Origin of the sequence: Shewanella sp. 10N.286.54.B9 (genome assembly GCF_041468565.1) — a bacterium.
Classification (GTDB): Bacteria; Pseudomonadota; Gammaproteobacteria; order Enterobacterales; family Shewanellaceae; genus Shewanella.
The window spans coordinates 103,007-121,566 of the sequence record NZ_JBFRIY010000019.1 but is presented as its reverse complement, the minus strand read 5'-3'; the positions used below and the strand labels follow the sequence as shown (position 1 = coordinate 121,566).

Here is an 18,560-nt window from a genome sequence, read left to right as displayed (position 1 = left end):
CACCCTCCCTAGGTATGTGTAGAACATTCTTCAATCCTTGATTGAACGTTTTCTCTTGAAATACAAATATGATACGAGTCTTGAGCGTTTGGCGTCATAAATACGCTCTCTTCACCAAACGCTGGATTTTTAAACCTATAGGTCCCCTGAGGACAGTGTTGCTCCTTGGGGCCGGTTAATAGCAGTGAAAAAGCATCAAATCGTTTACCATGAGCGAGCGCGCGATCTACTTTATCAATAATCAAATCCGTTATTTTATTGTTGCTATCCAAGTTGTAAACTTCGATACTTTTCCCTTTGAGGCTTGTTAAAACATCAAAGTCAAATTTACTTACACCACTCATTTTGCTACTCCATTTATTATCTAATCGCAAAATATAAGCCGACCGAGTATTCGGAAGTTCTAATTTTCTTTTGTGTAATATTTAAGCTATCAAAAACACCTCTCTATATCAAATCTCCTAGCTTGAAAAGTTTTTTGTCGAAAATGGTGGCAACAGACTTGGCCTTTAAGAAAACTTCATGCCATTCATTAATGGATGCTGCACTTAACGGCGGGATGGCTTTAGTCAAGATAAGCAATAGCAAGGCATTGACTTCTGTAACTGAAACCATTGAATCTAAACTATGGGGAGATATTAAGTGCGATGCGTTTTGATGTTTCAAAACGTCGCGAGAAAGCTAGCAATAGCCAAATAAGAGATTTCACTAATAATGGCTAAGAGCTACTGAAAAACCGCCCCGTTTTCTATTAAAGATAAATCAAATTACACACTGATATTTCTTATATCCTTTTTAATGCACCTATAGCTGTTTCTTCGGGGCAAGTGAACATACTTACTAAAGTACATGTGAAAATTAAAAATCGACACGTTTATTGGCTTGAAAAAAGAGGTTTGACTTAAGTTATTAAGCGCCGACAATAGCTTTCATGGTTGGCGGGTACCAGCACATTAGTTCATGCATTTCCGTATGTCCTTTCACCATAAACCCAAGAGAAAGATAAAACTGCTTTGCAATGAAATTATCAGTCGCCACGACCAAACTCAGTGGCACGGCTGCTTGCGCCGCACAAGTTTGCAAACTATGTATGATGGCTTTGCCAAAACCGTGCCCTCGCGCAACTTTGAGAAAACCTATATCAATCAGATGAACTTCGTTGCAACCAAAATCGATACTGGCACGACCAATTTTTTCCTGATGTTTTTCGATAATAAAGTACATGGCGTTGGGGAATTGTGCGCCGTATCCCTGATGCTGAGCACGAAATTGCATAGCAACAATTTCATCAATAAAATCCTGATCCCCTTCAATAAATTGAAGCTCTTCGCGCATTTCACGGTGTAGCTTTTCAAGAAATATTTTGTCGTTTGGTGTTGAGGGGCGAATGTGAAGCCCTTTCGGTGGCGTAAATTTTTGCATAAACTAATATCTCGCTAATTTCTAATTAATATTCTAACAATCAATCGTATAGCATGTGAATGGCGGTAAATTATTCAAATATATGTCAGTATGCCGTCATATTTCACTTACCCCACTCAGTCGAATTCCTGGTCTGTCATCATATTGATAATAAGCATCTAAAAACTGCGTGTTTTTGCAGCCCCTTTCTATGTCTATTGGGTAAGGTATGGTTAGTCCACAAGAATATTCAGGGATAGTGTATTGACCAAAAGTAACAATGCTTGTTGAAATAAATAGGCTACATCCTGAAGTGAGGTTCTCTGGTAATTGGAACCGCCCCAAAAAAACATTGGCTTGCGGCGCTGCTCTATTTAGTTTCTGTTGTTTGTCTAATGACATTAAATGCACCGACCACAGCCTAGTTTGTTGTTGAAATTCACTGGAGGCTTTTCCTGACTCAATTTCTTTAAACTCTTGCCCAAGAAAGCCATAGTGCAAATCTAAAGTGATTGTTTCTGGGATCAGCACTGCGTCCTGTGACATAAACTGGCAAAGGTGTGTCGAAATGGCATATTGTCCTTCATCAGCTAACCCTTTGGTCATACATTCCATAATGAGGATGTCTATCTCACATTCAGGTTCGTACTGACTTGCATCACAGTTAATAATACTAATTTCATTACTTAAGCCGAGTTTTAGCAACATCTCTTGTAGTCTGATTGCTGTTGAGCTGTTGTACTCCAGCAAGGTTAAATTGATATTCTGCCACCCTTTGGCTAACCAGAGGGGTAAGACCAATGCTGCCATAGGGCCTGGTCCAGGATAAACGATATTAACTTGCGCTTTATCAGAAAAAATATCTACGGCGCAACAAAGCGCTTGCCAATAAGACAGTGTGCGAGAGTAACTTAGTAGGCAATTGGCTGCATTCTGACTACTTAGAATCAACCCTGTAGTGCCATGACGATTATCTTGTACTTGTTGCTCGCCATTGAGCAATATAAGTAATTGACATAATAATTCACTTCCTTGCTCTGCCGACTCTACCGCCAGAATTTGTGAAACTAAAGTGCCAACCTCTTTGGCAAAGGTGTTAAAAATCATAAGCAGAAACGGTCCGGTTAAATTCTCTAATTTGTGTCAGTTTTAACGTGTTCCGTTTAGTTTCAATCCAATCCTCAAACTCTCCAAGATCCGGTAATTCGCTCATTATGAAAGATAAGACATCGTGATATTCAATCCCCAACCTGCTCAAAAGTAATATATCGAGGTGCTGCTCTTTGCTAGCCAATTCAGGAGCAACACCAGAGATGGGTATACGACGATATTTATCCCAGAATCGATATAAGTACATCAAACCAGACTTACTTCTAACAAACGGCCTGATAAGACTGACTTTTTCAGAAAAGGGTTGATAATCAAAAGTCCAGTCGGGGCTGTTATTTATCTGATAGCAATAATTGATTGCAGTGCCGACCACAGGAGCTACAAAATTGAGGTTAAATGATGTATTCAAACTAGACTGATTCTGGGTTAACTCGATATCTTGGTACACCTTAATCAAGGTTCTGAACTCTAGATGGCAAATATCACCTAAATCTTTAGGAAGTATAAAATGCCCTTCAAACTTCGATAGCTGGCTTTGGTGAATTTGTTGAGCACTCGCTTTATGCAAAGTAAACACATCTTTTAATTTAACGTGCCTTCGTTCGTTTTTTACGGGTTTTGCAGGTGTAGCCCAGGCCTCTATCCGAACTTCCTCTGGTATTAATAACCCTTTTTCGGTCAAATATTGTTGTAAGTGAGCAAAAATAGATACTTGAGGTTCACGCTTTAACATGCTGTTCATGGTTTCTGAGACAATGATGTCAAACTCTTGTTCTGCTGGTGTGGGTTGCCACGCTGTAGCATCCGCAACTTCAATGCTGCTAAAAAATGCTTGCATGTCCAAGCACTTTATCACCTTGTGAATAGCTTCAATATTTTCCTGATGTATATCCAATACAGTAATTTGAAGTTGCTTTGGGCTAAATAGGTGTAATAAAGGAATAAGGAGAGAACCCCAAGGTCCTGAACCAGCATACAACAAATGGACCTGACCATTTTCAGTCAATTTATGGGTTATTGCCCGTTTAATGCCTCGCAAGAATTGAAAACTTCTGATCGCTTCCTTTAAGCATCTCGCTCCTTGAGTCGGCATGATAGCCACACCATAGGCAGTTGAAATATCATTTCCTTTCGTCATATCGGCCTCGGCTGAGATTCCCGACATTTGATACATGAGATCAGATAATAACCATGATAGCCTGAATCTATTACCTTCAGTCATGTCTTCATTCTCAAGTAAAAACTGATCTACAAGGCTATTAAACTCGTCTGGTAACGATTGATGTTTAACTTTTTTCATTGTCAGTACCCTTGTGTATAAACCTATGCCACTCCTCTTGTGATAAGCTGCAATCGATGACTAGATTGATCCGTGGTTTCATTCCCATATTACGCACACTATGGGGCGCATCGGCATTGATATACCAAAGCTCACCTATATGCATATGTAGTACTTCTCCATTACTTGTAAAATGAACCTGCTCACTGGATTGCAATGGAATGTGGAATCTGCCCTCTCCATTTTCAATATTAAGCCCTAAGTCTCTGTGTTCCTTGATCCGTGCACCCGCTTCCAGTTTCATTAAGCGAATGGATTTTTTGGCGAAAGGTATAGCGTTGATCAGCCGATAAATACTTGTCGCAGTATTCACAATGGGTAAATCCACCCACTCGTTACCTTGTTCAATTTGATAACACTGAAGAATAGGATGACTGAGCTCATTCACTTTGAGCGTTCGCAAGGCAAGTACGCTCCACATCCCTTCATAGTTAGAGCGGTTAACATGCTCGGTCCATAAATTGTTCGGCAACTGCTTGATCTCGGCATCAATGCTCTCATGATAAAGCTCCACTTTACCAATACACTGAGACTGAATAATCGTAGAATTCATGAAGTACCTTTTCCAGTTGAGTCCATTCAGAAAAACAAATCCTGACTGCAATTAGCGCAGCTGTATAAATATTTTACAGAACATACACTACACTTATTGCTTATCAAGTCACGCATAAATCCACAACTTGGTCTTTAATTCCGGAGTTTATTGTGTTTTATTGTATGTGAATAAAAATAAAGGAATCATTGCCTTATGGATACTGAGTTCAAAGCAATCCTTCAGTTTTTTGATCATATTGGACTTGCCTATCAACTCACTTCAGTGCGAAGTGATAGCTTTATGCAGGGCATGGATATAAAAAATGGCGTACTACTTATTGATAGAAAATCATTAATTCATGTTGGAGACCTATTACACGAAGCGGGACATATTGCAGTTACAGAAGAAGCTGTTCGGCATAAGCTTCAAGGGGATGTATCCAGATCCGGTCATCAAGCCGGAGAAGAGATGGCTGCTATTGCATGGTCATGGGCTGCACTTAAACATATAGGTTTGAGGCCAGAGCTAGTATTCCATGAAGATGGTTATAAACAAGGCTCTAAGTCGATAATCGATGCATTTAAAAGCAACAATGGGTTTGGCATACCCTTATTGGTATATTGGCAGATGTGTTTGAGCCTAAAAAACAACTCCGGTGGCTTTCCCAAAATGCAAAACTGGCTGCGATTGGCGGAGAACGCTTAGCAAATACTAGGCAATCGATGCTTATCCTGCTATAAATTCATGCGTAAGGCCTAATTTAGTATTCTAAATATACCTATTATGCACTTACTAAATACCTTGAATGTATGAGCGTAGTGATATGTCATTAATATTGCTAACTCATTTTGTTTTTTATAACTTACATAGAATTCAGAGGGGCACATTACCGTGAAACAAATTTCTCGTCGTTCATTTCTTATATCTGGTTCAGCTTTGGTTATAGCAACGGCTGTTGGCAGCATGACCTCTGCTCAGGCATCAAATGATTTTATTTCTGGTGGTGACCACACACAAAAAGCTCCTATTATCAACGACTTCAATCTTAAATTGCAATTGATAGCCGACCAAAATCATGATCTTATGAGAGTAGCATGGGAAATCGCTACCGATAGTGATTTTGAGCATATTATTAACCAAGATAAGGTTAGCTTGGATCAGACTAAACAGCAGGCACTAAATATCACTTTGCATGAGATCCCTCAGGACATAGAAATATTTTATAGACTGACATGCGAACACTGTGATGCCTATGAAGTTGATGAATTGCCATTTAACCAAGGGGTTAATATTAACAATGTTGGTCTTTTGTATGTTGGTGTAAAAGATTGATTTGATTTTTTTTTGATTTTTGGTCAGAGGTGTAGCTTGCCATGGAAGGGACGCAGCTATAAGTCAGACTTAATTTTCGGTAAACAAAAGGACTAACAGAAGCGCTAGTCAATAAAGTAAAAACCAATAGGGAAGTTTATGTCTAATTTTGAGATATCCAATGATTCGATTCATCAGTTTGAACAAACAGGCTATCTTTTATTAGAGAACGCATTACCTACCTCACTACTTCAACAATGGCGAAATATTGCCGACCAACTTGAAAAACAAGCCATGGCTGAATACGAACAAGGTATTCAATGCGGTGATTATTGTATTGTACAAGATCCCATTGGCCCGAGGTTAATGCGCTACGACAACATGATAGAGCTACAAACAGAAGCCTCATTAGACTTACTTGCATGCCCAGCACTTATAACTCTAAGTGAAAAGCTTTGTGGCATAGGGGCAATTCCAATAGCAATGGACATACTGTATAAACAACAGCACCCTCATCCTGTTATTAACTGGCATCAAGGAGCACAACATCCTAGAACTTACCCTTATCTGAATGTTGGCATATATCTGGACGACGCCCCCGAAGGTGATGGTTGCTTGCGTTATGTTCCAGGCACTCAACACAAATTAGAAGATATTCAACAGCTCTCGCAAAAACATGGTTGGGAGATACCAGGTACTATAGAACAACCAGCCAAAGCTGGCGATATTCTGATTCAAGACATGATGATTTTACACGGCTCTCAACCGAAACGCTCTCCAGGGTGTCGCAGAACCATTTATCTAGAACTAAGATGTGTACAAGGTATTATTGAAAGTCAGTCTCAGTCAGAAGTGTGGGCTGATATCCGCAAACAGTTTATGGCTTTGGTACTAGAACGCGCGCAATACATACCTGATGGTTGGCAGCATTTTTACCCTTTAAGGAAAGTTAACCAATCGCAACTTGTTACTCAAATGCGCGCCAGAAAAGAGCCTGCTATACCAGCTGTATGGGCGATATTTCCAGTGGAACATCCTGACTATCCTGTACCTTCAGAGTTGAGAAAAAATGACTGACACTTCCCTTGTCAACATAGAGGATGTAGGAGAGCTTAACCTTTATCAATTAAAGAGGTTTTGGCATACGATTCAAGAAAATAATCAATCTATTACTCATCAAGATTACCATATTAACCGCCTGCTACTTAGTGCTTTAGGCATAGGTTTACACCAAGGCCTATTTTATCTGTATACCGAGAGGCCTACTTTTCAACAATTTGAATTATGGATCAAACACAACGCTGTGCTACTTTCAGATGAAGTCGTGCAAAGGTTTAATCACGCAATTGTGCATGCTCCTCTATCAAAAGTTACCGCAGAAAAGTTTAAGTTTATCGATGAGCACCCAGATGTTTTGGACAGAGCTGATTTAGAGCACTGGCAAGAGTTTGGTTATGTGGTTGTCAAAAATGCAGTGAGCATAGAAGGTGGTAGAGCTGCGGAACAGGCAATCTGGCAACATATCCAAGCGACCCCTGACGAACCAAGTACTTGGTATGGAAAAAATAATAGCCAAATTATGGTGGAGCTGATCCAACACTCTGCACTTCAGCACAACCGAAACAATATCAAAATTCATAAGGCTTTTAGTCAGCTTTGGGGGACGACTGATTTATGGTGTTCCGCCGATCGTTGTAGCTTTCATCCCCCACAAAAAGCGGGTTATGACTTTCCTGGCCCTGATTTACATTGGGATATGGATCTTAATAAACCTGATTCATTTTGCACCCAAGGTATACTTTATTTGACCGATACCAGTGCAGAACAAGGAGCTCTCACATTAGTACCAGGCTTCCAACACAAATTACAAGAATGGCTCACCAATCTAGATAAACACCAAGATCCACAGCAACAAGATTTACACGCACTAGGCTCAAAAGCAATTGCTGCACAAGCTGGTGACTTGATCATCTGGCATCATGCATTACCTCACGGCAGTCGACCAAATGTTACTCAGCAACCACGAATTGCTCAGTATATTAATTTTTACCCATTTAATTTGAAAAACTAATTAACTATCAAATTTATAATCAAAATACTCAATATCTTTAGCACATAACTTATCAACAACCGATTTCGAAGTTACTGTATACTTGTCTCTGTAATCGACTGGTCCGGTTTCGTTTAAATGAGGAATTGTATTTAAACGAATACCTAATTTTAAAAAAATCCTGTGTACATCCTGCTGGTAAGTTTCATAGCGCCCAATAAACTTAGTCACCAACACACCTTGATCATCACATAAATAGTCTAGCTGACTAAAGCTAAAATCCTTATCTATCGAGTAATCTCTAGCAATTCGGGAGTAATCACAAACAAACTCTTCAAAAGTAAATTCAGATTGCCAATCAAGATTGTATTTAGTGAGTAATGCATACCAAGAGTATATCCTCGCCCACGGATTTCGTACGAACGAAAAAGTGACATAATCAGCAAAAGGTACAGATTGAGCAGCAGGTGATCTAGCGTGTGAATGTTGAAAGAAAGGTCGCACAAAGGCTAAATTTTGCTGATGACAAATATGAGTAATAGAGGTACCACCTGTGCGAGGGATGTGAATAAAAATAAACCGATGTGAATCACAAATAATCATGAGCTTGCCTATGCTAGATTGAGTTTGGAACGAGAGTTTTTTCCTTGTAATTTTAAATCATAGTAGTGAGCCTTTCTGTTTTCTTTCCCTGAGATATTTTTACTGTCTTGTGCGCATTCAACCTCTATGGCGAGACACTAGATTGGCAAACTAGGGACTCTTTTGCTATGACATTGAAGTCGGTATTTAACTTAACTAAATATCCACCTAAATTGGCATTTCTACTTGTCGCATTTGGTGGCGCTCTATTGTGCTTATACGTACTAGAAAAGTGAAGTCACCCTTTGGCAAGGTATTAGTCAATATAGGTTCTTCGCCAATGTTCTTCTATATTGTTCATCTCTATCTATTGCTTATCTTGTACTCACTGGGCGTCAATTTTGTCGGTGCTAATTATGGCGATGTATTTAGATTTACACATATTACTTATGTGTGGTTAGTGGCAGTTGTTTTGTCAGTGTTGTACTTTCCGACTAAGCGTTTTAGTCAATATAAGTATTAAAGCAAACAAGCTTGGAGCAAGTGCTTTTAGCCTTTTAATACAAGGGAGGGAATACCTCCCTTGTTGTTACTTAGGCGCCAATCAGGCATTTTCATTGGATTACTGAAGCCTTGACTGTAGGCCAATATTAAATAGAAATAGTCTATTTAATATTAGTCTTACTTTGGTAGGATTTATAGGTTTGTATTTGATCAAAGCTGAGAAGGGATTCAAGCGCAAATTGGTTGTTTTGTAGTTCTTCTGATGAAATCATAGCTTGGTGTTGAGGATAAAATCCGCCAGATGTACCTATGACTGAGTCTAATTTCTCAGAGCTATGTTCTTTTATCAGTGCTTGAATTTGTTCTTTCTGGTAGTTATCTAGTGATGGTATCGCTAAGTTCAGTTCCGCTATTTGATGATTAATTGCTTGCTGTTGTTGCTGTTGTTGCTGTTCATTTTCAAATTTCAAATATTCTGACATTTGTTCCTGGCTTAAAAATGCATCGATTGCTTGTTCGTACTGCAATTGATTGTTTTCAGCTATTCTTTTAAATTCTCCATTTAAAGTCTGTACTTCAGATTCATTATAATTAGGTTGTCCAAACTTATTTACAGCCTCCATATATGGACTCATAGCATCAAAGTCAGCTTCAGCTTTTGTTGTTAATAGCGTGGCTAGTCGTTGTTGTTGTTCTGGGGCTAAGGCTAGTCGTCTCGATAGCAGCCCCGTCACAGCCGTTATCTGTTGTGGGATAATTGCTGTTTTAACATATTCTGCAGACTGATATGCTTCTTCTCGGATAGCTTCCCTTTCTTGTTCAGCTTTAATTGCTGTTGTGAGCTGAGCTAATGTCCTATCTCTTTCGTTTAATTGATTTTCCAGTAATTTAACTTGGGAAATCAGAGTATTAATATTAGTTGAATTAGCCACGGCTTTACAATCATCATCAATAGATGGTTGTTCAAAGATTGGTTTATATTCAGTAAGCTGTGAATTATTGAACTCAGTTGAGGAGCTCTGTGAGATTAACGCAATAGTGCTGGCACCGAATAATATACCGGTTAAGGCAAATAAAAACTCTCCTTTAGTCAAAGACATATGAACTCCCTTAGTTGTATTTTGTAAAAGCAAGCCACTAACTGAGAGTATGTGGCTTGCGTTGATTTTGCCAGCTTAAGGTTGACCGGGTTCTCCTGGACCACCAGAGCCACCATCACAGCCTCTATCTGGAGTATTGCATGGTATTCTTACTAGCTTTCGTTCTGTATGCTCGGTGTAGCCAATGATTCTTCGCTTATTTTCAGAGAGAATTTTTTGCGAAACTAAAGGAATGTAACCACGATAATCAGCCCAAGCCATACCGCGGCGAGTGCTATCTTTCCATTTCATACAGCGGCAACTGTTGCCCCATTCTAAGTTTTGAGTCGTCTCTGTGTACCAATAGGTTTCACTATGACTAGCATATTGTTGTACAGGGCATGCGACGGTTTCAGCTACAACAGTGCTTTGCTGTGTGTTTCTATAATGGAGTAAATGAAAGTCAGGCTGGTATTGTAAATGGCCAAGATAAATATGGCCTGAGTACGTGCACTGTCGTGTCTTTTCAACATAATCTTCATAGATAGGGGTCTTGACTACTACATCTCTATACTCCCATTTGAAACCATATTTGGGACCTGCAAAAATGGCAAATGTTGTTAGTAAGAGACTTAAAGCTATGAGTCCTTTCTTTAACATGTGGATTCCTTTTTTTGAATGAAATTTGAAGGTTGTGTAAGCTTTTTAGTTGGTTGCAGTGAATGAGTCCGTCAGGCGCTCTAAATGCGATAGATAACTCTGCTGCATGGCTGTACTAACAATATAAAATTGCATTAGATTATGATTTATAATGAATTTTATTCAGGGCTGGACCTACTAAAGATTGATGTGTGAGGTTTTTAACTAGCGCTTTGTGGTATTTGCATTGACCAAATTTATGGAGGGGGAAAGCTTCGGATTACGAAGCTTTTTTAGAGTTGAAAACGTAATTAAACGTTAAAAGCTATAGCCAACATCTAAACTGAACGAGCGACCTGGGGCTGGGACTTTTCCTGCAGGAGATACATCTAATCCTCTAAAGAAGTACTCATTATCAAACAGGTTGTTGACCGATAAGCCGAGCTTTAGACCACTGTTATTTTGCTTAAATAGTTCCGTGGCGATATTGAAGTTAACCACAGTATATTCTGGTATTTCACCCGCTGTGCCTGAGACGTTTTCTTCAACGGTATTGGCTAAATCGGCAAATGATTCGCTGTAGTAGAAAGCCATCAGCCCTAGATCAATATCTTTGATGCTGTATAGCGCACTCGCTGACAGTTGATGCTTTGAGGCGAAAGGCAATTGATTACCGGCGTATTGCCCTTCTAATTGTTCGGTATCTAGGTAGTTATAAGCACCTGTTAACGTCAGATCGGGCAATGACATCGGCGAGTAGGTACCCTCGAGTTCGATACCTTGGTTTTTGGTTTTACCGATATTAATGAACATACTGATATCTCGGCTGTACTCCGCTTTGTTCTCAAAGTCGATTCGGTAAGCAGCTAAGTTTAGGTTGCTACGCTCTGTTGGGGTAAAACGCACACCTGCTTCATAGTTCCACGATAATTCAGATTCCAGTGTTTGCCCTTTAGGCCACAGCTGTGAGATTTGCGGCGTTCGCAGCGAGCGCTGTGCATTGGCGTAACCAAACCAAGTATCGGTGAACTCATAGCCGACGGTAATACCCGGCAGCCACTCTTGTACATGGTTATCTTGGCTGTAGTCTTGTCCTACGTTGGTGAAGGTCATACGTACATCTTCAAAGCGGATCCCTGGGGTGACAGATAATTTATCATCAAGGAAACCAATTTTGTCACTGATGTAATATGCCATGGCATTAGTGTCCATCTGCCAATCTCGAGGACGGACAGCGATTTGAGTCGTTTTGTCGATTTGATTAAGTTGGTAGCTAATGTCTTCATTAACATAACGAACGCCGACAATGATGTGTTGGGAAATATCGCCATCAAGTAACAAACTTGCTTTGGGTTCAATACCATAAACGGCAAACTCACGCGGTGAGTTACGTAAGTGTGTCGCTGTTTGCGTGGTATCAGCCCAATGTGAACCTAAGTTGCCATCAGTGTCACTATTTTTGTTATAGAAGTCCCATTGAAAATTACGCTTACTTTTATTGCCGAACACGGTTAGGTCGAGTTCACCGTAGTCAATGGTTTTTGAGTCATCAAGTACATGGTTATAGTTAACCGAAACACGCTTGGTATCAGCTTTAAACTCATCATTAGGACGCAGTGATTGATTACGGTCTTCATCATAGGCCGCTGAGTTCAGCGCCCCTGGGAGCTCGGAGAAAGCATCGTAATATTGTAGTGTGGCATCGAGGCTATTTTGCTCATCGATGTTCCAAACCGTTTTTAGTATAACGTTGGTAACGTCGGTTTCGGAGTGCTGCCTAAACGATTCACCTTTAATAACGTTGGCGTCCAAACGCATAGAAACATCGTCGTTAACAGCGCCACCAGTACTGATATTAGTGTCATACAGATTGCGACTATCACCAAAGAAGGTGATGCGCTCATTAAGGCTGGTTTGCCAATCTTCGGAGATAGGCTTGGATACTAAATTAATCACCCCGCCGACATTATTTGGGCCGTATTGAATTGAGGCGCCACCACGAGCAACATCAATTCTGTCAATCATAGACAGTGTTGCAGGAAACAATGATTGACCGGTATGACCGTAAGGCGCAAGCGTCATCGGGATGCCATCTAGCAAGATCTGAGCATAACCACTACGGCTGCTATCTAAGCCGCGTACCGAGATATTGGGCAGCACACCTGTACCACTTTCATCTTTGATTTTTAGCCCAGGTATCTGTTGCAGTGCGGTATCAATCGAGCGCACTGCAGTACGCTCTAATTGCTCTGAAGTGATGATAGAGCGGTTGCCGGTGTAGGTTTTTAGATCGGCCACTTCTGAGTCACCCAGTAAGCTACCTGTGACAACAATAATTTCTGTTTCTTGTTTGGTTTCAATTGTTTCTGCAAAGACTGTTGAGCAGTACAAGCTGCTTGAGATGGCGACAGCAATTGTACTCAAATTGAATAATTTCTTGTGGTTTAACATATGTATCCTTACGGGTTGCCTAGTACTTATTCGTTAGCTGGATTTGCTGAATAAATACACCGAACTTTTTTGGGGTGAAAATAATGTACTGGCCTGCTGGTTAAATCTGTTGCTGATTAGCTTCAAAAGTAAACTAAGCTAGTCGATCACTTGGTAGATTTAGCTTATGGCCTTAACATGCATTTAATGAGGTTGATAATTATTATCACTTGTGGCGGCGAGTTCAAGTAGCGGAATGTAAAGCTTGATATCTTTTTTAATGGCTGCATTGTGTTTTTTATCAGTCACTTATGGCGTCTGCTGCTTTTTCTATGTAAATAGTAATTAAAAACCTCTACTTGAGGTCGGGTCATTTTTTACTATTTGGCTTTTTTAGCCATATCTACAGCTTTAACCTGCATCAATTGATAACTGCTTATCTTGGGTGTTAATTGTTTTTATTGGTGAGCAATGGGTAATCATTCAATCGTGCCTAAATGGCCTAAGTGTTTATTTTATTGGTTAACATGGCTCAGCCAATATTTGAAGTGGCTGGGAAGTTGCCCTGTCCAGCGTTTGAAAGAGCGCCTAAAGTTATTGCTGTCGGCAAAATGGAGTTGCTTGGCGATAGTTAAGTTACTTGCACCAGATACGGCTAACAGGAAGATAGCTTGTTGCATATTGGCTTCATCCTGTATCTGCTGAAAACTGATATCGTAAGCCTTTAGTCGACGTTTTAATGTTGCTGGACTTAGCGCCAGCTGTGCAGCTACTTGTGGCAATGTATAGTGGCGTGTTTTAGCTCGAGTCAGTAATGAGCGAATCGCTGCAGGAAGCCCTATTTGATACTTGGCCGCTTGTCTTTGTTGATTAACCTGTTGCCTAGCGAGCTTTAGTCCCTGTGAGTTTGCTAGCTCGAATGGAGCTTGTCTTGTGGTCGCATTATAACTAATGACGCAGATAGGTTGGTTAAATGATAAGTCATGACCTAAGTATTTGTAGTATTGGTCTAATAATTTAGGCTCGGTGTAAGGTAGGGCAAAATGACCTTGCCACGCTTGATGAGTCAACCTCTTATAGGTTGATACTAGGCTTGAAAGTGTTAATTCAGTAAAGAATCGCCGCTGGCGCTGGGCACCGATATCTAGTTGCAGCAGTAAGTGTTGCATCTGCTTTGTACGCCAATGCCAGCCTTGAAGCCAAGGTTGGCTGGACCAGTGATACCTATGCCAAAAGTGCTGCATTTGCGTAAGGCTATTACAGCAAAAAAGGCCATTAGTGAGTGGGCCGCTTTGGACAGGTAACCATTGCTGGCCAAGTAAAAATGCTAAATCATCTCCCGGCCAAAGTGCTATTGCATTGTCGATTAAACTCATGAGTTGAAGAGGGCTGATCATGTGCTCTATCAGTTGCAAATCCTGCTTGAAAATTCCAGTTCCTTTCAGTAAACGGTCTACATTAAGCCGTCTATATTCGAACATCGCCACAATACTGGCCGCAAGTAATTGGCTATCAATACACTTGTCTTGGGCATAGGCGATGGGTTGCATCTAAATAGCCTGAGGCCAAGTTCTTGCTTGTTTGACGCGCTCCATCTGTTGATTAATCTGATTGATCAATCCGTCAGTATCCAACGGATGCTGCTCTGTATCTGGGTCGAAATGAATATAAGCACTGCTGGCATGGCAACCAAAATGTGCGATAACGCGTTGTAGCTCAGCTGCCATCGCTTGCGAGAATGGTGCAGAGCAGTTAGGCAGCAATATAATGAAACGGTCACCAGCAAAACGGCATACCAAGTCTTGGGAGCGTAGTTGGCAGGTGAGCATCTGCGCAATATTAGTAAGTAGCTTATCCCCTTGATTAAAGCCGTCGCGCTGATTTATTTCAGAAAAATTATCGATGTCTAACATGATTAAACTTAATGGCTTACTGCTGTTGAGCGCAATTTGTTGCCTTAGTGCCCGGGCATCATAAATCTTAGTTACTCGATCAACGAGTTTGTGCTGGCGGAAAAACTGTTCTCGAGTGCGTAGCTGTTCATTAATGGTGATCTGCTCTTCGCGCCACAGCCATAAGCCAGCAGTTAGCGTAAGCAGGCCGATAGGTGTCGGCAGCTTTTCAATCAATGCGAACCAAGAAGGCAGACTGTGGTTGATAAAAAACTCATCGAGCAGATCCATATAGCAGCCTAAGCTGTATCCCAGTAAACCGAAGATGAGCAGTTGAGTGACCTTGCCTCCAGGGCGAGCTTGCAACACGAGTGCAAGCCAGCTTAACCCTAGCAGCAGCAAAGCCCCCTCCGCCGCGACATCAAGCCAATCGATGCTGTCGCTCGCTTTTGTATCTGCCTGCAACAAGCAGAGGCTGAGTAGTATGCCGCTAAGCAAAGCTATGCCAAGGGTAAACTTTGAGCTAACAAATTTATGCATGCTGTGTTTGTTGGTGAACGAAGTATTATGCTTAACGTACTGCAATTTTATGACGACTTTATGATCCTTTAAGTAGTCAAATTGGCTCAATGGATGTTCAGCATAAGGGGGACTTTTTTGATAGAACGACTACTCGAAGGTTGCTGTATAACTACTTGCTTGAATTTATTTTGTTTAAATACAGCTGGTTAACTTCTGTTTTTCTTTTTATTACTTGGCTGCTATTCGGCGTTTGCGACTGTTACTCGCAGTCAAATAGGCTCAGTTGGCGGTAAAGTAATTGAAAACCCCGTCTTTTTTGTCCGATCTAAATATCGGCGTCACCTTACTGTCATCTATCTATTTTAGTTTTGCCTGCAAATCACCCATATAACGCAAACTAAAATAGGAACTCAACAACATGAAGCAGCTTGGTTCGCTTTCACCGCTCTACCTTGCACTTTTTGCCGCCAGCTTGGCTTTTCCATCCACTTCATGGGCTGGAAAGGTCGAGGGTGCGATTACTGATGAAGCGACCCAAATGCCATTGGAAGGTGCGCTCGTCAGCATTAAAGAGCTTAATCTGAAGCAGGAGTCGACTCGAGACGGTCGCTTCTTTTTTCAGGAAGTACCGCAGGGCGAATATACTTTGGTGGCAGAGTACTTAGGCGGAGCAACGTACACTCAACGGATTAAAGTAGGCGAAGTGAGCCTAATTAATGCTCAAATCGAGTTAAAGGGGCAAGGGATTGAACATATTCAGGTTGTCGGCCAACGCGGCTCATTGAGTAAATCTTTAAATCGCCAACGGGCGGCCGACAATTTAGTGAGTGTGTTGTCTGCCGATGCTTTAGGTAATTTTCCTGATACCAATATAAGTGAAGCACTACAAAGAGTACCAGGGATCTCTATTGAGCGTGATCAGGGGGAAGGTCGCTTTGTCAGAATTCGGGGGATGGCGCCAGACTATAATGCGGTATCCATGAACGGAACCCGATTACCGTCACCCGATAGTGATCGCCGCGCGGTGGCATTGGATGTTGTCCCGGCAGACTTACTGCAATCTGTTGAGGTGACTAAAACCTTAACACCAGATATGGATGCTGACTCTCTGGGCGGTGCGATTGAGGTTAAGAGTTTATCTGCTTTTGACCGTGATGATACCTATGTGAATGTCAGTGCTGAGGGTAGTTATGACGCAATGACTGACAGTGTTAACCCTAAGCTAGCGGGGAGTTATAGCGATATTTTTGACGATAATATTGGTATTGCCATCGCGGCTAGTTGGTATAACCGTGACTTTGGTTCTGACAATGTTGAAACAGGAGGCAAGTGGGACTTTGAAGATCCGGCTTTGCTCGAAGAAGTTGAACAGCGTGATTACCAAATTAATCGAGAGCGTGTTGGCTTGGGAGCCAATTTAGACTTTAGACCCAATGACGACAATGACCTATTTATCCGCACACTTTATAGCAGCTTCGTCGATACTGAAACCCGAAATGGTAACGAAATTAAGTGGGACGAAGGTGTCTTACCTAATAGCCCTGCAGAGGCTGAAGCGACCCGCTCATTAAAGTCCCGTGAGGAAGACCAGGCTATTTATTCGGTTGTCTTTGGCGGTGAATCTCGATTCGATACTTGGACGCTAAACTATCAAGCTAGTTGGAGCCGCGCCGAAGCCGATAAGCCGCGCTACATTGGTGGTGCGGACTTCGAAGGTGAGTTCGATGATGTTGCATATCAAGATAGCGCAGTCCCCAAAATTTCTGCAAACGAAGATTTTTACAGTGCTGACAATTACCTGTTAGATAAAGTTGAAATTGCCGAATCCAATACCGTTGATACCATGGCATCAGCCAAATTTGATTTGAGCAAAACTTGGTTGTTAGCAGACAGACCTGTCGCGCTTAAGTTTGGCGCAAAATACAGCGCTCGTGCCAAGGAAAATCGAGAAGATATTTGGATATTTGAGGATTTTGACGAGCAAGGTATTACCGAGTCGCAGTTGCTGATGAGTCAATTTTCAGCTGCTGAACCTGATTATAATTTAGGGCGATTTGGTCCATCAATTAACGCCGCACCAGTGTGGGATTTAGTCAATGGTATGGATAGTGACGCAGCCAAAGACGAGGTTGAGTCACGGATTAATGACTTTAATATTGATGAAGACATTACCGCTGCATATGTCATGGGGCACATTGATATTGATAACTTGAGACTGCTAGCTGGGGTGCGATTTGAGCACACCGCAATGCAGTCGCAAGGCTCAGGTTTTGATGAGAGTCAGGATGATTTTATTGCCAACAATACTGACCGCGATTATCAGCATTGGTTACCGGGTTTGCACCTTAACTATAAGTGGAGTGATAAAACCGTGGTGCGAGCATCTTGGAGCAATACCATTGTGCGACCTACTTTTGGTCAGCTGGCGCCTGGATTCCTTATCGAGCAAGATGATGACGAGCTAGAAGCAAGCTTTGGTAACCCAGATTTAGAAGCACTTGAGGCGATGAACTGGGATATCAGCATTGAGCATTATATGGGAGGCTTGGGGGTTATTTCTGCTAGCGGTTTCTATAAAGATATCACTAACTTTATCTATGAAGCTGATCTAGGCGGACGGGGTAACTATCAAGACTTTGATAAAGCTGAGACATTTGTAAATGGCGATGACGCCGATATTTTAGGGCTAGAACTTGCGTATGTGCAAGAGTTTGGCTTTATGCCTGAAGGCTGGCGTGGCCTTATCTTTACCAGCAACCTAACGCTGAGTGATTCTACTGCACACATCAGTTGGCAAGATGATGGTGTACAAGGTCGTGATATTCCACTGCCTAGCCAGTCAGAGCTCACCGCAAATGCCTCTTTTGGCTATGAGAACCCTTACGTAAGCGTTCGCCTCTCTGCGGCCTATAAGTCTGAATATCTGGTTGAGGTTACCGAACTCGATGATGCCAATTTTGATATTTATCAAGATGCACATACTCAATGGGATTTCGTTGCTAAAAGCTATCTAACTGAAGATATTACCCTCTATTTCAAAGCGATAAACATTACTGATGAACCTTTCTATGCCTATACCGGACAGAGTCGCTATAACGCTCAATACGAAGAGTATGGTCGTACATTTCAACTCGGTATTCAGTTCATCAACTATTAAGCTTAGGGA

17 protein-coding genes are annotated in these 18,560 nt (G+C 41.4%); 6 read left to right on the top strand and 11 right to left on the bottom strand.

Going from position 1 to position 18,560, the window contains the following annotated elements:
• Window positions 1-8: 8 nt before the first annotated feature.
• The 5 genes from AB4135_RS07720 to AB4135_RS07700 form a co-directional block, all read right to left on the bottom strand.
• Window positions 9-344: a DUF6916 family protein gene (locus AB4135_RS07720; protein ID WP_371991761.1), complete on the bottom strand. Its 336-nt coding sequence runs from the start codon at window positions 342-344 to the stop codon at window positions 9-11.
• 565 nt (window positions 345-909) lie between these two features.
• A complete protein-coding gene (locus AB4135_RS07715) occupies window positions 910-1,422 on the bottom strand; it encodes a GNAT family N-acetyltransferase (RefSeq protein WP_371991759.1) in 513 nt (170 codons plus the stop codon).
• Window positions 1,423-1,518: 96 nt separating this feature from the next.
• Window positions 1,519-2,508, bottom strand: a complete 990-nt coding sequence (locus AB4135_RS07710) for a hypothetical protein (RefSeq protein ID WP_371991757.1) — start codon at window positions 2,506-2,508, stop codon at window positions 1,519-1,521.
• Window positions 2,498-3,811, bottom strand: coding sequence for a hypothetical protein (locus AB4135_RS07705; protein ID WP_371991756.1), 1,314 nt, complete (start codon window positions 3,809-3,811; stop codon window positions 2,498-2,500). Before AB4135_RS07705 ends, AB4135_RS07710 begins: the two co-directional genes overlap by 11 nt.
• The gene (locus AB4135_RS07700) at window positions 3,798-4,403 is read right to left on the bottom strand and encodes an aspartyl/asparaginyl beta-hydroxylase domain-containing protein (protein WP_371991754.1); all 606 of its coding nucleotides are present in this window, start codon (window positions 4,401-4,403) and stop codon (window positions 3,798-3,800) included. The genes AB4135_RS07705 and AB4135_RS07700 overlap by 14 nt, the downstream gene beginning before the upstream one ends.
• Window positions 4,404-4,598: 195 nt before the next feature.
• On the opposite strand from AB4135_RS07700, the gene AB4135_RS07695 reads away from it, so the two are divergent.
• The 4 genes from AB4135_RS07695 (at window position 4,599) to AB4135_RS07680 (ending at window position 7,767) form a co-directional block, all read left to right on the top strand.
• Window positions 4,599-5,090 (top strand): hypothetical protein, encoded by a 492-nt coding sequence (locus AB4135_RS07695; RefSeq protein ID WP_371991753.1) that lies wholly within the window; start codon window positions 4,599-4,601, stop codon window positions 5,088-5,090.
• Window positions 5,091-5,276: 186 nt separating this feature from the next.
• On the top strand, window positions 5,277-5,717 hold the full coding sequence (locus AB4135_RS07690) for a hypothetical protein (RefSeq protein ID WP_371991751.1): 441 nt from the start codon (window positions 5,277-5,279) through the stop codon (window positions 5,715-5,717).
• Between the two features lie 138 nt (window positions 5,718-5,855).
• On the top strand, window positions 5,856-6,773 hold the full coding sequence (locus AB4135_RS07685; RefSeq protein ID WP_371991750.1) for a phytanoyl-CoA dioxygenase family protein: 918 nt from the start codon (window positions 5,856-5,858) through the stop codon (window positions 6,771-6,773).
• Window positions 6,766-7,767 (top strand): phytanoyl-CoA dioxygenase family protein, encoded by a 1,002-nt coding sequence (locus tag AB4135_RS07680; RefSeq protein WP_371991748.1) that lies wholly within the window; start codon window positions 6,766-6,768, stop codon window positions 7,765-7,767. The genes AB4135_RS07685 and AB4135_RS07680 overlap by 8 nt, the downstream gene beginning before the upstream one ends.
• Here the strand turns inward: AB4135_RS07680 and AB4135_RS07675 are convergent, their stop codons facing one another.
• A complete protein-coding gene (locus AB4135_RS07675) occupies window positions 7,768-8,349 on the bottom strand; it encodes a sulfotransferase family 2 domain-containing protein (RefSeq protein WP_371991746.1) in 582 nt (193 codons plus the stop codon). It lies immediately after the preceding gene.
• 250 nt (window positions 8,350-8,599) lie between these two features.
• Here AB4135_RS07675 and AB4135_RS07670 point away from each other — a divergent pair, with 250 nt between their 5' ends.
• Complete coding sequence (locus AB4135_RS07670; RefSeq protein WP_371991744.1) at window positions 8,600-8,851, top strand: hypothetical protein; 252 nt, start codon at window positions 8,600-8,602, stop codon at window positions 8,849-8,851.
• 142 nt (window positions 8,852-8,993) lie between these two features.
• Here the strand turns inward: AB4135_RS07670 and AB4135_RS07665 are convergent, their stop codons facing one another.
• From AB4135_RS07665 to AB4135_RS07645, 5 genes are all read right to left on the bottom strand, one after another.
• Window positions 8,994-9,932: a hypothetical protein gene (locus AB4135_RS07665; RefSeq protein ID WP_371991743.1), complete on the bottom strand. Its 939-nt coding sequence runs from the start codon at window positions 9,930-9,932 to the stop codon at window positions 8,994-8,996.
• A 75-nt stretch (window positions 9,933-10,007) separates the two neighbouring features.
• Window positions 10,008-10,571 (bottom strand): hypothetical protein, encoded by a 564-nt coding sequence (locus AB4135_RS07660; protein ID WP_371991741.1) that lies wholly within the window; start codon window positions 10,569-10,571, stop codon window positions 10,008-10,010.
• Between the two features lie 297 nt (window positions 10,572-10,868).
• On the bottom strand, window positions 10,869-12,974 hold the full coding sequence (locus tag AB4135_RS07655; protein WP_371991739.1) for a TonB-dependent receptor family protein: 2,106 nt from the start codon (window positions 12,972-12,974) through the stop codon (window positions 10,869-10,871).
• Between the two features lie 521 nt (window positions 12,975-13,495).
• Entirely contained in the window at window positions 13,496-14,530 is a 1,035-nt protein-coding gene (locus AB4135_RS07650; protein WP_371991737.1) for a helix-turn-helix domain-containing protein, read from the bottom strand.
• Window positions 14,531-15,412: a GGDEF domain-containing protein gene (locus AB4135_RS07645; RefSeq protein ID WP_371991736.1), complete on the bottom strand. Its 882-nt coding sequence runs from the start codon at window positions 15,410-15,412 to the stop codon at window positions 14,531-14,533.
• 400 nt (window positions 15,413-15,812) lie between these two features.
• Between AB4135_RS07645 and AB4135_RS07640 the strand changes: the two genes are divergently transcribed.
• Complete coding sequence (locus tag AB4135_RS07640; RefSeq protein WP_371991734.1) at window positions 15,813-18,551, top strand: TonB-dependent receptor; 2,739 nt, start codon at window positions 15,813-15,815, stop codon at window positions 18,549-18,551.
• The last annotated feature ends 9 nt before the right edge of the window (window positions 18,552-18,560 follow it).

Excerpts from the sequence above, each read along its gene's own strand:
- AB4135_RS07720 (WP_371991761.1), bottom strand. The coding sequence starts at position 344 with ATGAGTGGTGTAAGTAAATTTGACTTTGATGTTTTAACAAGCCTCAAA.
- AB4135_RS07715 (WP_371991759.1), bottom strand. The coding sequence starts at position 1,422 with ATGCAAAAATTTACGCCACCGAAAGGGCTTCACATTCGCCCCTCAACA.
- AB4135_RS07710 (WP_371991757.1), bottom strand. The coding sequence starts at position 2,508 with ATGATTTTTAACACCTTTGCCAAAGAGGTTGGCACTTTAGTTTCACAA.
- AB4135_RS07705 (WP_371991756.1), bottom strand. The coding sequence starts at position 3,811 with ATGAAAAAAGTTAAACATCAATCGTTACCAGACGAGTTTAATAGCCTT.
- AB4135_RS07700 (WP_371991754.1), bottom strand. The coding sequence starts at position 4,403 with ATGAATTCTACGATTATTCAGTCTCAGTGTATTGGTAAAGTGGAGCTT.
- AB4135_RS07695 (WP_371991753.1), top strand. The coding sequence starts at position 4,599 with ATGGATACTGAGTTCAAAGCAATCCTTCAGTTTTTTGATCATATTGGA.
- AB4135_RS07685 (WP_371991750.1), top strand. The coding sequence starts at position 5,856 with ATGTCTAATTTTGAGATATCCAATGATTCGATTCATCAGTTTGAACAA.
- AB4135_RS07680 (WP_371991748.1), top strand. The coding sequence starts at position 6,766 with ATGACTGACACTTCCCTTGTCAACATAGAGGATGTAGGAGAGCTTAAC.
- AB4135_RS07675 (WP_371991746.1), bottom strand. The coding sequence starts at position 8,349 with ATGATTATTTGTGATTCACATCGGTTTATTTTTATTCACATCCCTCGC.
- AB4135_RS07665 (WP_371991743.1), bottom strand. The coding sequence starts at position 9,932 with ATGTCTTTGACTAAAGGAGAGTTTTTATTTGCCTTAACCGGTATATTA.
- AB4135_RS07660 (WP_371991741.1), bottom strand. The coding sequence starts at position 10,571 with ATGTTAAAGAAAGGACTCATAGCTTTAAGTCTCTTACTAACAACATTT.
- AB4135_RS07650 (WP_371991737.1), bottom strand. The coding sequence starts at position 14,530 with ATGCAACCCATCGCCTATGCCCAAGACAAGTGTATTGATAGCCAATTA.
- AB4135_RS07645 (WP_371991736.1), bottom strand. The coding sequence starts at position 15,412 with ATGCATAAATTTGTTAGCTCAAAGTTTACCCTTGGCATAGCTTTGCTT.
- AB4135_RS07640 (WP_371991734.1), top strand. The coding sequence starts at position 15,813 with ATGAAGCAGCTTGGTTCGCTTTCACCGCTCTACCTTGCACTTTTTGCC.